The sequence below is a fragment of the Parasediminibacterium paludis genome (assembly GCF_042651445.1).
Lineage (GTDB): Bacteria > Bacteroidota > Bacteroidia > Chitinophagales > Chitinophagaceae > Parasediminibacterium > Parasediminibacterium paludis.
This window is the reverse complement of record NZ_JBHSDC010000002.1, coordinates 375,542-388,582: the sequence shown is the minus strand read 5'-3', so window position 1 is coordinate 388,582 and position 13,041 is coordinate 375,542. Positions and strand designations below refer to the sequence as shown.

Below are 13,041 nucleotides of genomic sequence, written 5' to 3'. Positions count from 1 at the left end.
ATATGGACTTACTAAGATTTATAACCGCAGGCAGTGTAGATGATGGAAAAAGTACATTAATTGGTCGTTTATTGTATGATAGCAAAAGCATTATGATAGACCACTTAGAGGCGATAGAAAAGCAAACCAAAAACCGCGAAGATGGTGAGATTGATTTGGCTTTATTAACCGACGGTTTGCGTGCAGAAAGAGAGCAAGGCATTACGATTGATGTGGCTTACAAATATTTTTCTACCCCAAAGCGTAAGTTCATTATTGCTGATGCCCCAGGACATATTCAGTATACGAGAAATATGGTAACTGGTGCTTCAAACTCTGAGCTAATCATCATTTTAATTGACGCTAGAAAAGGCGTTATTGAACAAACGAGACGACATTCAATTATCGCTTCTTTGCTTAATATTACCCATGTGGTGGTGGCTGTCAACAAAATGGATTTGGTAGATTATTCGCAGGATGTGTACAACAATATCTTGATTGATTATTCGACATTAGCAAAACAATTAGGCATTAAGGAAGTTACATATATACCTATTAGTGCTTTAAATGGCGACAATATTGTAGATCAATCGACCCATTTACCTTGGTACGAAGGCGATACATTGTTAAATCATTTAGAAAATGTATCTATTTCAGATGGTATCAATTTAACCAAAAGTCGTTTTCCTGTGCAATATGTTGTGCGCCCACAAACCGAGGAATTGCATGATTACAGAGGTTATGCAGGTAAAATCATTAGCGGTATTTACAAAGTTGGTGATACAATTACAGTTTTACCTTCTGGCGTAAAAAGTAGTGTATCTAGAATTGAATTGGGTGGCAATGAAGTAGCTGAAGCATTTGCACCCCAAAGCATCATTTTACATTTAGCTGACGATGTGGACGTAAGTCGGGGCGATGTGATTGTAAACGACAAAGATTTGCCACAAGTTGAGCAAGAATTAGAAGTATTATTATGTTGGATGGATAGCAAACCGCTTGCCGCTGGTAAAAAATATTTACTTCAAATAAACAGTACAAGAGTAAGAAGTGTAATAAAAGATATTGCATACAAACTGAACGTAAATACGCTTGAAAAAGAACGCAATATTGAAAGCGCAGGCTTGAATGACATCGTAAAAGCAACCATTAAAACTGCTATTCCTATTGCATTTGATAGTTACAAAAACTTACGTGTAAATGGTGGTGCTATTTTGATAGATGAAACCAGTAATGTAACCGTTGGTGCTTGCATGATTCAATAATTAATATTATATAATGACTGATAATAACTTTATACAACAACTACTTGAGCGTAATAAAAACTGCTGTGGTAATTTTCCTGACAAGGAATTAACCGAGCAGTTTATTGATGATTTATTCACATTTTTATTTGCTTCATATAGAGAAAAAGATCTTACAGAAGCGTCCTTATTACAACGCTATCAACAGCTAAAAAGCACATTTGAGATTATACTGCTTGATTTGCTGAAAAGTAAAGAACCTGTTGAAAATAACGCCCGCATTTTCTTTGAAGTATTACCTGTTTTATATCATCAATTGATTAAAGATGCCAACGCAACTTTAGAGTTTGATCCTGCAGCCACTTCCATTGAGGAAGTGTTGGTAGCTTATCCGGGTTTTTACGCTACAGCTGTACACCGCATTGCACATCAATTACATAAACAAAAAATACCAACGTTACCGCGCCTGTTGTCTGAATACGCCCATAGCAAAACTGGTATTGATATCCATCCCGCTGCTACCATTGGCGAGCGATTTACGATAGACCATGGTACGGGTATTGTAATTGGTGAAACAACGATTATTGGTAACAATGTAAAAATTTACCAAGGCGTTACATTGGGTGCATTAAATGTTACAAAAGCCAATGCAACTAAAAAAAGACACCCCACCATCCAAGATAATGTGGTGATTTACAGTGGCGCAACCATACTTGGTGGAAAAACAGTGATTGGTCATGATGCAACCATCGGTGGAAATGTATGGCTTACCAATAGTGTAGAACCATATTCAATTGTATACCATAAAAGTGAAATCACAGTAAAAGGCAGTTTTGACTTTTCGGAAGTGTTAAATTTTGTTATTTAATCATCCAACCACATTAATCTTTATAAATAATAAATTATGAAAGTATCAAATATTTTACAAACAATTGGTAACACACCACATGTGTTAATTAATAATTTGTTTGGCAATAAACACCAAGTATATATCAAACTAGAAAAAACAAATCCCGGTGCTAGCATCAAAGACCGAATTGCTCTGGCAATGATTGAAGATGCAGAAGCGAAAGGTTTATTAAATGCAAACAGCGTAATCATTGAACCTACATCAGGCAACACTGGTATTGGTTTGGCATTGGTAGCGGCTGTAAAAGGTTATAAAATTATATTGGTAATGCCAGAAAGTATGAGCATTGAACGTAGACGTTTAATGGCTTTATATGGTGCTGAATTTGTACTTACGCCTAGAGAATTAGGTATGAAAGGTGCTATTGCAAAAGCAACAGAATTAACAGCAAGTACGCCAAATGCGTGGATGCCCCAACAGTTTGACAATCTTGCAAACAGCGCTATTCATCGAACAACTACTGCACTAGAAATAGCAGCCGATTTCCCTGAAGGCATTGACTACATGATTACTGGCGTAGGTACTGGTGGTCATATTACTGGGGTTGCAGAAGTGCTAAAGGCTAAATTTCCAGATCTTAAAGTTTATGCAGTTGAACCAGAATTATCGCCCGTATTAAGTGGTGGCGCGCCTGGCCCGCATCCATTGCAAGGTATTGGAGCAGGCTTTGTTCCATCAATTTTAAATACAGAAATTTTAGATGGGGTAATTCAAGTAAGCAAAGACGAAGCATACACCTATGCGCAACGCATAGCAAAAGAAGAAGGTATTTTAGTAGGTGTTTCTACAGGAGCTTCATTGGCAGCAGTCGCAAAAAAACTTGTTGATATTCCCGAAGGCGCTATTGTATTAACCTTCAACTACGATACAGGTGAAAGATATTTATCCATTGAAGGACTATTTTAAAATATCTATTAATCATATAAACAGATAATCACATAGGCAAATTTGGCTAAAAAACCGTGCAATACAAATCACCTATAATAAAATTACAAAGTAACAAGGTAACCTTATCTGTCTTTGTGCCTTTTTAGTAAAATAGAACATGCAAGCAAGCAACAACATATCAACCAATGGCTACGTAGTGATAGCAGGTGCTGGCCCTGGCGATGCAGATTTAATTACCATTAAACTGCAAAAACAATTGGCCATAGCAGATGTTATTATTAGTGACCGTCTCGTAAATCCTGACATTATTAGCAACAATGCTAGCAAAGACGTTGAGGTATTTATTGCTGGCAAGCAAGCTTATAATGATGCATCATATACCCAAGATGAAATAAACGCTTTGATTGTAACTCACGCTACTAAAGGCAAGCGGGTACTACGTTTAAAAGGTGGTGATGTTGCTTTTTTTAGCAATGTGTTAGATGAACTGTATACCTTGCTCGATAAAGACATTCCCTTTGAAATTATTCCTGGTATTACGGCTGCAGCAGGTGCTTCAGCCTATGCAGGGATGCCTTTAACGGCAAGAGGCTTCGCACAAGGTGTGCAATGGATTACGTTTAACCCAAGTACCAATTATCGCCCTGAAAAATGGCGCTATTTGGCTGCTACAGAAGATACATTGGTGTTTTATATGGCCTCGAAAAATGTAGGTTATTTAGCAGAGTTACTCACCCGCTACGCACCAAAGAAAAATACACCAATAGCAGTTATAGAACAAGCAACTACACCATACCAAAAAGTAAGCATTAGCACATTGCAAAAATGTGCCGCCGACTTTAAAGACATTCAATTTAGCTCGCCGAGTTTGGTAATTGTGGGTGAAGTAGTAAGTCTGCATCGCCAGTTTAAATGGTTTGAAACCACTGCAAGGAATGGTAGTATTTTTAAAGAGTTGGTAAAATAAAATAGCTTGATTATTGGCATCAATAATATGTCTTATAATCATTAAATGATAAAAAATCATTCTAATCGATGATTAAAAAATAGTAAGGTTTATGTTGGATGACGCAAAACTACAGCAATGGAACGCTTTGATAGCAACGCTTTCAAAGGAAGAGTTAACGTGGATACATGGCTATATTGCTGGCAAATTAAGCATTGGCAATACAAACACAACAGCAATTGCCCAACCTACAACTACCATTTCGCAAAAGGTAACCATTGCTTATGGTACTGAAACTGGCAATTCAAAAAAATTAGCTGCTGACTTTGCAGCGAAAGCAAAAAAAGCTGGTATTAACGCCAAGTTGGTAAGCCTAGATCAATACCGCTTAGCTGACCTTTCAAAAGAAGATTATTTTGTTACAGTCATCAGTACGCAAGGCGACGGTGAACCACCTGTGGCAGCCAAAAAATTCTATGACCATATTCATCAAAATGGTTTTACCGTACCTAAAATGAAATATGGGGTTTTAGCACTTGGCGATACTTCTTACCCAATGTTTTGCAAAACTGGCGAAGATGTAGATGCACAATTTGAAAAACTTGGTGCTACACGCTTTGCGCCTTTGAAAAAATGTGATTTAGATTACGATAGAGAAGCCAATGAGTGGTTTAACCAAGTGTTGCAAACCATCAATGCACCTGCTGCAGCCACTGCGCCTATACCCACTGATGTAGCAACGCCTGCTAAGCGAGTAACTACTAAAAAAACTTATACAGGTACTATTGCTGCTAACATTAATTTGAATGGTAGCGGTAGTAATAAACAAACCCATCATATTGAAATTATTGCAGACGATGTTGAATACGAATGCGGCAATTCGCTTGGTGTAGTACCTGAAAACGATTTGGAAGTGGTGCTATCTATCTTAACCATTGTAGGCATTAACCAAGATAAAATCGTTGAGTTTAAGAAAGAATCTGATACGATTCTAAATATCTTAACCAAAAAAGCCAACATTACTTATTTACAAGAAAATACCATTAAAAAATACGCTGCTATTATTGGGCAAGCGATACCAATTGTGCGGATGGATTTACTGGATGTACTAAAAATTTATCCAGTAAAAAATGCCGAACAATTTGAAGAAGTGCTTGGTATTTTAAATGCTATACCACCACGCTTGTACACCATTGCATCGTCGCCTATTGCACATACTGGTGAGGTACACTTAACCGTAGCGAAAGATGTTTTTGAAGTTGATGGTGTGCAAAAATTTGGCTTATGTTCTCGTTATTTATCCTTGCAAAAGCCTGATACGCAGCTTAACTTCTTTATACAGCCAAACAAACGTTTTAAGCTGGTAGAACCAACCAAAGACATCATTATGATTGGCCCTGGTACTGGTATTGCGCCGTTTCGTGCTTTTGTGGCTGAACGTGATGCCACTGGCGCTACTGGCCGCAACTGGTTGTTTTTTGGTGACCAGCATTTTACCACCGATTTCTCTTACCAAACTGAGTGGCAAAATTGGTACAGCACAGGTGTTTTGACTAAAATCAGTTTGGCTTTTAGTAGAGACCAAGAACAGAAAGTCTATGTGCAGCATCGCATGTTAGAACAAGCCAAAGAGCTGTACGAATGGATAGACAACGGTGCCATTGTGTACTTAGCTGGTACTAAAAATCCAATGGGTAAAGATGTTGAACACACATTAGTACAAATTATTAAAGAGCAAGGCCATAAAACAGAAGAACAAGCCGCAGAATATTTTGAAAAAATGAAAGATGAATTAAGGTTTATGGAAGACCTGTATTAGTGAATGGTGAGTAGTGAATAGTGAATGAAAGCGAAGTGTTTTTATGTGACGAGCAATAGAACAAGCATTAAACTGTAGTTGCGTCGCACACTGCAACTGTAGAACATTTCTGAACGTGGATTTGGTAGGATTATTAAGATTAAGAGGACTTTAAACTTGGTGCAACTTAGGGTCTTGGAGCCTTTGTGGCAAAGAACTACGCTTCGATAAAAGCTGAAAAAGGTTATAAACGTACAAGTGTGCGACGCAACAGAGGATAATAAAAGCGTTACAGCTGGTAACAAAAAAGAAACAATTACGATGAGCGAAAAACAACAATTATCTCCAGTAGAACATATCAAATTGAGAAGTCAAGGGCTGAGGGGTACGCTGCGTGAAAGCTTGCAAGACGAGATTACTGGTGCGGTACGTGAAGACGACCATGCATTGGTGAAGTTTCATGGTATGTACGAGCAAGATGACCGTGACTTGCGTGAAGAACGTGCTGAAAAAAAGCTCGATAAATTGTATTCTTTCATGGTGCGGATGCGCATACCTGGCGGTTTAATTACGGCACCACAGTGGGTGGCTGCGCACCATATTGCTGGTAAATATTCAACTGGTGTTATTAAAATCACCACAAGGCAAACCATACAATTACATGGCATTTTAAAAAGCGCTATTAAACCTACGTTACAAAGTTTTAGTCAGGTGGGCTTAGATTCTATTGCGGCTTGTGGCGATGTGAATAGAAATGTGGCTTGTGCATCGCACCCACACCAATCGCCTATTCATGCGCAAGTACATGCATATGCAGATAAAATTAGCCAATTGCTACTGCCTAAAACAAGGGCTTACTATGAGATATGGTTAGATGAAGAAAAGATTGCTGAGATTAATGAAGCTGACCCCTTATATCAAGACAGATACTTACCACGTAAATTTAAAATTGGCATAGCCATACCCCCAAATAATGAAGTGGATATTTTAACCAACGATTTAGGGTTAATAGCCATTATAGAAAACAACGAACTAAAAGGCTTCAACATTGCTGTTGGTGGCAGTTTATCAGCTACGCATGGTAATCCAAATACGTATCCAAGATTGGCTACTGTGATTGGTTTTACGGATACTGAAGAAAAAACCTTGAAAGCCGTTTACGAAGTATTAACCATCCAAAGAGATTTTGGTAACCGTGCTGATAGAAAGCTAGCTCGCTTGAAATACACATTAGATAAAATGGGGGTAGCAGCTTTTACCAAAGAACTTGAAAACCGAATTGGCTTTGCACTTGAGCCTGCCAAAGAAGTAATATTTACTGCTAGAAAAGATGCATATGGCTGGGTAAAAGACTATCAAAATAAATGGCATTACACTTTATTTGTAGAACATGGTAGAGTAACAGACGAAAATGATTATCCATTAAAATCTGCGCTGCTTTCTATTGCAGAAGCTGGTAAATGCACATTCAGATTTACCAGTAATCAAAACCTGATTTTAAGTGACATTGCAGAAGCTGATAAAACTGCGGTAGAGGCATTGCTAAACGAGTATCAGATTATAGAAAAGCAAAGCCAATTAACTGGCTTACGCATGAATTCTATGGCTTGTGTGGCTTTACCAACTTGCCCATTAGCACTTGCAGAAGCACAACGCTATTTACCAGAATTAATTAGCAAAATAGAGTCGCTATTAGCGAAATACCAGCTTGAAAAAGACGATATCATTATACGCATGACTGGTTGCCCAAATGGTTGTGCAAGACCTTATGCAGCTGAAATTGGTTTAGTGGGTACTTCTCCAGGGCATTACAACCTTCATATTGGCGGTGACAGAGAAGGGACTAGACTTAATACCAAATTTAAAGAACAACTAGACGAAAGCGCTATTTTACAAGAGCTTGACGATTTGTTTGGCCAATACAAAAAGGGAAGAAAACTAACAGAATCGTTTGGCGATTTTGTAGTAAGGCAACAATTGGTTTAAAACAAAAAGGCTCGCAAGTATTTGCGAGCCTTTTTAAAAAATGGTTAACGACTATGGATTAACTTTCGCTCTTGCATCTTCAACAGGTGTTCTTACCCCTTTATTTTTCAAGTGCTTTTTAGTTGCATTTAAATGTTTACGTTCTGCATTAATTTCTCTTTGGTCATTTTTTGCTGACTTCAGTCTTCCATGAGCAATTTTTTTATTACGTTCTTTTCTTTCTGCTTTTAAATCTTTTACATCTTTAACCATTGCCTTTTCTGCTGCCTTTTTTGTAGGTGTTGTTTGCGAAGGCGCTGATTGTGCCATAGCACTCAAGGTCAGTGCGGTACCTAAAATTAGAGATAGTGCTTTTTTCATTGTTCATTTTTTTAATGTACCTAATTTATGATAAAACCGTGCCACACTTATTGATATTACTTTATTTAACAATAAATAGTATCATACTTCTTATAAAATCATCTGCCTGTAACGACATTTATTGCTAAAAATTATTTTTCTTAAAGTCTACTATTTTAGTAGAATAATATTATGTTTGCAACCTCAAATAAAAAACAATGATGAATTTTAGGCAAAATCAACCTGTCCAAATCAACTTCCACCCTTCATTAGTAGCCATGCGTTGCCCATTGGGGGCTATTAATTTTTAATCAACAATTTTTTTATCTTTTTAGTCTACTAAAATAGAAGACTAATTTATACCAAACAATCAACAATAGGATAATATATGAACAAACAGTTAACAAGAACCGTTTTTTTAACTGCCCTTTCCTGTGGAGTAATAGGCAGTTTTTATGCACAAGCGCAAAATAGTATTACAGGTAATATAAAAAATAAACATGGTAATAAAGTTGCTGCTGCCACTATTACCATAAAGGGTAGTAATACCGTAGCAATAGCAGATAGCGTTGGTAATTTTAAATTATCCACCAATGCAACTTTACCCCTGGTTTTAGAAATAAGCTCGGCAGGCTATTTTAAACAGCAGTACAAAGTTGTTGCCTTTCAAAATAGTCCCTTTCTAATTACACTAGTAGAAGACAGCCAAATTGAAGAAGTAGTTGTAACATCGCGCCGTAGACAAGAAGTGGTACAAGATGTGCCAATTCCGATTACTGTTTTAGGAGGTACTAAAGTAGACGAAACAGGTTCGTTTAACGTCAATAGATTGAAAGAATTAGTACCCTCTGTACAACTATACGCATCCAATGCTAGAAACACCACTTTAAATATTAGAGGTTTAGGTTCTACGTTTGGACTAACCAATGATGGCATTGAACCTGGCGTAGGTTTTTATATTGACGGGGTATATCATGCGCGCCCAGCAGTTACGGCTCTAGATTTTATAGATGTAGATAGAATTGAAATTTTAAGAGGTCCACAAGGCACTTTATTTGGCAAAAACACTACCGCAGGAGCCTTTAATATTACTACCAAAAAGCCAACGTTTACCCCTACCGCAAAAGCAGAATTAAGCTATGGCAATTATAATTTTATTCAAGCCAAAGCATCTATTTCTGGGGGCTTAGCCAAAAATATTGCGGCTAAATTTTCTTTCTCTGGTACTCAAAGAACAGGTACTATTGTAAACGAAACCTCTCACCAAAACTATAATGGCTTAAATAATGTGGGCATTAAAGGTCAATTATTATGGTTGCCATCGGATAAAGTAGAGGTATTGTTCTCAGCAGATTACAACGTACAAAATCCTGATGGTAGTGCTTTGGTGGTAGCTGGCGTTACTAAAACACAGCGCTCTGCTTACAGACAGTACGATTCTATTGTAAAGGATTTGGGGTATGCCTATCCGCTAATCGATCCATATGCAAGAAAAGTAGAAACAGATGGTTGGAAACATTACCAAGTAATTAGTGGCGCACATATTAACATTGATTATAAACTAGGCAAAGGCACATTGACCTCTACAACCGCTTGGCGCTTTTGGTACTGGGATCCTGCTAACGACCGCGACTTTACTGCCATACCAGCTTTAACCAAATCGCAAGGAACTTCAGTACACAACCAATATTCGCAAGAAATAAGATACGCTGGTAACCTTAATAAGCAAATAAGTAGTGTATTTGGTGCGTACTTTTTATACCAAAACTTAGCAACACCTACCCCGCAGCTAGAAGAAGTAGGCTCGGCACAATGGCGCTTTGTACAAACTAGTAATACAGGTACACAGGCTTTGTACAAAACACCTGGCTTATTAGACAATTATGGCATTAAAACTGACTTTAACCTAAACACCATTTCTACAGCGCTTTTTGGGCAAATTGATTGGGAAATCACCAAAGGTTTACACCTACTACCGGGTTTGAGATACAACTACGATAGTAAAGATTTAGATTATGCACGTACCACTTATGGCGGCTTACAAACTACCGACCCTACCCTATTGGCGTTAAAAAAAGCCGTGTATGCAAACCAAGCTTTTAGTACCAATACTAGTAATACCAACCTTTCGGGCAATATCACTTTGTCGTACCGACCAGTGGATAATTTTAATGCATATGCTACTTACTCCACCAACTACAAATCTATTGGCTTAAACCTTGGAGGCTTACCTACCATTGGCACTAGCGATTCGGCAGATTTATCGGTAGCACAAGTAAAACCAGAGTATGTACAGCACTATGAAATTGGTATTAAAACAAGACCCATTAAAGGCGCTATTTTAAATATTACCGCTTACAATACCGACATTAAAGATTACCAAACTACCGTACAAGTACCACAAATAGGCCTGAATAGAGGTTACCTTGCCAATGCCGAAAAAGTAAACGTAAAAGGTATTGAAATTGATGCATCGTATCAGTACACAAGAGACTTTACCATCAATGCATCCCTTGCTTACACCGATGCGAAATATGTGTCTTTTACCAACGCGCCTTTACCGCTAGAACAAACAGGCAAAACCGTTGGTGGGCAGCAGGTAGCATTTACCGATGCATCGGGTGGCGCTTTACCGGGTGTATCTAACTGGAATTTAGCAGGTGGTATAGATTGGAGCTTTACCAAAGGCCAATTCTTAAACAGAACGGGTAAATATTTTGCAGCTATTGATGCCTCTTACCGTTCAGATTATTCCTCAAATCCAACCCCTTCTGCCGTGCTCAATGTGGGCGGTTACAGTGTGGTAAACGGTCGTATTGGTTTCAGGTCAGACAGCTTTAGCATTTTTGCTTGGAGCCGTAACCTAACAGGCACTAACTATTTCGAGCAATTGCAAGCAGCCGCAGGTAACTCAGGCTTGTATGCAGGTGTATTAGGCGACCCAATTACTTATGGCATTACCTTGAAATTTAGCTTTTAATAATTCTCGATATACATTTTGTAATTTGGTTTAGGGGTTTATCATCCGCCGCTAGTGGCGGATGTTTTTTTATGTATGTAACCAGCCAAGAATCGCTATTCAGCGACAGAAGCGTCGCACCCTGCATCGCTTAGCTGGGTATTGAGCTTTTAAGCCCACCGAGTAGTTGTATAGATGTAGGTAATTAGGTATATTGCAAGAGATAAGAACTGCTCGTCATGTTTAAAAAAACCAACATTCAGAACTTGTATGCTTAAATTGACATTTTTTGTATCGACAATTATCGGACTATGCACAGCTGTATCGGCTCAGACAATTCAATTTAAGACTTATAAAGACCCAGTTCATAAAATTTCTTTTGACATCCCATCCTATTGGACAATTAAGTATAGTAAAAAAGATGGGCTTATAGGCATTCCAATTACTAAAGCTCAAAAAGATATTTTTAAAGATTGTTTTGAAGGCATTGTATTTAGAATGGATTTTGACAATTATGGTTTAGATACACTTTTATTTCAACAGTTTGACAAAAACGGTAATGACTATGTAACAACCGACAAGGTTAGACTTAATGTTCCAGTTAAATTTATACAAGGACAAAATTGGAAAGGTATTCGCCACGACAATATTTGCGGTGTTTATTGTAGAGATTACGTTTCCCATGCCGGTGGTGAATGTCAATTTTTCTACTTCTGTAAAGGGAATAAGACAGTCACAATTGAAACAAATGGACGTGCTTTTGATGAGAAGTTTATTGAAAGACTGTTATCAAGTTTCAAGTTTATCGACTAGCAAAACACAAGTATTATCCTAACTAGTAACTAGCCATATTTCCAACACTTCATACTCATAAATAAAGATACAATGCCGGAGATAAAAGGTAAAACCATAGATAACCAAACCCGCTGTGTGCATTATCATTCTGCGCTCGATATTATTGCTATTAAATTTAAATGCTGCGATACCTATTATCCCTGCTATCAATGCCATGAAGAACAAGCCGACCATGTAGCCCAAGTATGGCCTACAACAGCCTTTGACACAAAAGCTGTATTGTGCGGGGCTTGTAACACTGAAATGAGTATTACCGCCTACTTACAATCAGACTATCAATGTCCTTTCTGCGCCGCACCTTTTAACCCAAAATGCAGTTTACACAACCATTTATATTTTGAGAATTAACCGCTAACTTGCCTTAGTTTCTACCAATTTGAATGAAAGCAGTTGGTGAAAGGAACACCAACTGCGGCGAAAAGCCTTACACCGAGACAAGAAGTTAAAACCACATTAAAAACATTTTCAAAGTGAAAATAACACGTAATAAATTCCAATTTTATTCCAAAATAATCATCTTATTATTGGTAGCGACATTAGTATATGCTTTTGCATATTCTCGTCCACCAATTAAATTCGACGACGCACCAGTTGCAGAAATAATCTTTTTAGCATTGCTAATAATGCTTTTGGTGTTTATGCTTGCGATAATGATTTTACAACTTATCATATTTCCAATTGGAGTTGAAATTGATGAAGAAGATAAATCATTTACAATTAAATTTCTTTTTTCTAAACCTCTAAGATTATCGCCAAATGATTTAACTGACTTTAATTCGATTGTATTAAAAACAAAATCAGATAGCTACAATGGCATTTTAATCAGGGTTACAAATGGAAAAGAGTTTTTAATAGGCAACTTTAGTCTTAAAGAGTTTGAACCTATGCAACTATTTTTAGAAGAACAGAATGTTACTTTTTCAGGCCCTTACAAGCTCAATATTGTTTCTTACTTTTATAAATACTTAAACATTAAAACAAACTCGCACTCTGTTTAAAATTTTTTTGCGCCCTTCTACCTCCATCCAAACCCATTTTCCAAAACACAATTATTAAACGGCTGCCTTTTAGGCTCATGCAAACTTACTTGGGGTTAAACGGCCGCCGTTTGGATTCATGCAAACTTACCTGAGGTTA

11 protein-coding genes are annotated in these 13,041 nt (G+C 37.5%); 10 read left to right on the top strand and 1 reads right to left on the bottom strand.

Annotated features, from left to right (window positions below):
* Positions 1 to 2: 2 nt before the first annotated feature.
* From ACFOW1_RS02330 to ACFOW1_RS02305, 6 genes are all read left to right on the top strand, one after another.
* Positions 3 to 1,244, top strand: a complete 1,242-nt coding sequence (locus tag ACFOW1_RS02330) for a sulfate adenylyltransferase subunit 1 (RefSeq protein ID WP_379012063.1) — start codon at positions 3 to 5, stop codon at positions 1,242 to 1,244.
* 13 nt (positions 1,245 to 1,257) lie between these two features.
* Positions 1,258 to 2,091 carry a serine O-acetyltransferase EpsC gene (gene epsC / locus ACFOW1_RS02325; RefSeq protein ID WP_379012062.1) on the top strand — a complete coding sequence of 278 codons (834 nt, stop codon included), beginning with the start codon at positions 1,258 to 1,260 and terminating at the stop codon, positions 2,089 to 2,091.
* A gap of 36 nt (positions 2,092 to 2,127) precedes the next feature.
* Positions 2,128 to 3,039 carry a cysteine synthase A gene (gene cysK, locus ACFOW1_RS02320; RefSeq protein WP_379012061.1) on the top strand — a complete coding sequence of 304 codons (912 nt, stop codon included), beginning with the start codon at positions 2,128 to 2,130 and terminating at the stop codon, positions 3,037 to 3,039.
* Positions 3,040 to 3,178: 139 nt separating this feature from the next.
* Positions 3,179 to 3,988 (top strand): uroporphyrinogen-III C-methyltransferase, encoded by an 810-nt coding sequence (gene cobA, locus ACFOW1_RS02315; RefSeq protein ID WP_379012060.1) that lies wholly within the window; start codon positions 3,179 to 3,181, stop codon positions 3,986 to 3,988.
* A 91-nt stretch (positions 3,989 to 4,079) separates the two neighbouring features.
* Positions 4,080 to 5,786: a diflavin oxidoreductase gene (locus ACFOW1_RS02310; RefSeq protein WP_379012058.1), complete on the top strand. Its 1,707-nt coding sequence runs from the start codon at positions 4,080 to 4,082 to the stop codon at positions 5,784 to 5,786.
* A gap of 237 nt (positions 5,787 to 6,023) precedes the next feature.
* Positions 6,024 to 7,751, top strand: coding sequence for an NADPH-dependent assimilatory sulfite reductase hemoprotein subunit (locus tag ACFOW1_RS02305; RefSeq protein WP_379012057.1), 1,728 nt, complete (start codon positions 6,024 to 6,026; stop codon positions 7,749 to 7,751).
* Positions 7,752 to 7,802: 51 nt separating this feature from the next.
* Here the strand turns inward: ACFOW1_RS02305 and ACFOW1_RS02300 are convergent, their stop codons facing one another.
* Positions 7,803 to 8,111 (bottom strand): hypothetical protein, encoded by a 309-nt coding sequence (locus ACFOW1_RS02300; RefSeq protein ID WP_379012056.1) that lies wholly within the window; start codon positions 8,109 to 8,111, stop codon positions 7,803 to 7,805.
* A gap of 367 nt (positions 8,112 to 8,478) precedes the next feature.
* Between ACFOW1_RS02300 and ACFOW1_RS02295 the strand changes: the two genes are divergently transcribed.
* The 4 genes from ACFOW1_RS02295 (at position 8,479) to ACFOW1_RS02280 (ending at position 12,902) form a co-directional block, all read left to right on the top strand.
* Entirely contained in the window at positions 8,479 to 11,070 is a 2,592-nt protein-coding gene (locus ACFOW1_RS02295; RefSeq protein WP_379012055.1) for a TonB-dependent receptor, read from the top strand.
* A gap of 249 nt (positions 11,071 to 11,319) precedes the next feature.
* Positions 11,320 to 11,862 carry a hypothetical protein gene (locus tag ACFOW1_RS02290; RefSeq protein WP_379012053.1) on the top strand — a complete coding sequence of 181 codons (543 nt, stop codon included), beginning with the start codon at positions 11,320 to 11,322 and terminating at the stop codon, positions 11,860 to 11,862.
* A 72-nt stretch (positions 11,863 to 11,934) separates the two neighbouring features.
* Positions 11,935 to 12,252: a CHY zinc finger protein gene (locus ACFOW1_RS02285; protein ID WP_379012051.1), complete on the top strand. Its 318-nt coding sequence runs from the start codon at positions 11,935 to 11,937 to the stop codon at positions 12,250 to 12,252.
* Positions 12,253 to 12,374: 122 nt separating this feature from the next.
* The gene (locus tag ACFOW1_RS02280; protein WP_379012049.1) at positions 12,375 to 12,902 is read left to right on the top strand and encodes a hypothetical protein; all 528 of its coding nucleotides are present in this window, start codon (positions 12,375 to 12,377) and stop codon (positions 12,900 to 12,902) included.
* Positions 12,903 to 13,041: the final 139 nt, after the last annotated feature.

Excerpts from the sequence above, each read along its gene's own strand:
- ACFOW1_RS02310 (WP_379012058.1), top strand. The coding sequence starts at position 4,080 with ATGTTGGATGACGCAAAACTACAGCAATGGAACGCTTTGATAGCAACG.
- cobA (WP_379012060.1), top strand. The coding sequence starts at position 3,179 with ATGCAAGCAAGCAACAACATATCAACCAATGGCTACGTAGTGATAGCA.
- ACFOW1_RS02295 (WP_379012055.1), top strand. The coding sequence starts at position 8,479 with ATGAACAAACAGTTAACAAGAACCGTTTTTTTAACTGCCCTTTCCTGT.
- ACFOW1_RS02300 (WP_379012056.1), bottom strand. The coding sequence starts at position 8,111 with ATGAAAAAAGCACTATCTCTAATTTTAGGTACCGCACTGACCTTGAGT.
- epsC (WP_379012062.1), top strand. The coding sequence starts at position 1,258 with ATGACTGATAATAACTTTATACAACAACTACTTGAGCGTAATAAAAAC.
- cysK (WP_379012061.1), top strand. The coding sequence starts at position 2,128 with ATGAAAGTATCAAATATTTTACAAACAATTGGTAACACACCACATGTG.
- ACFOW1_RS02285 (WP_379012051.1), top strand. The coding sequence starts at position 11,935 with ATGCCGGAGATAAAAGGTAAAACCATAGATAACCAAACCCGCTGTGTG.
- ACFOW1_RS02290 (WP_379012053.1), top strand. The coding sequence starts at position 11,320 with ATGCTTAAATTGACATTTTTTGTATCGACAATTATCGGACTATGCACA.
- ACFOW1_RS02330 (WP_379012063.1), top strand. The coding sequence starts at position 3 with ATGGACTTACTAAGATTTATAACCGCAGGCAGTGTAGATGATGGAAAA.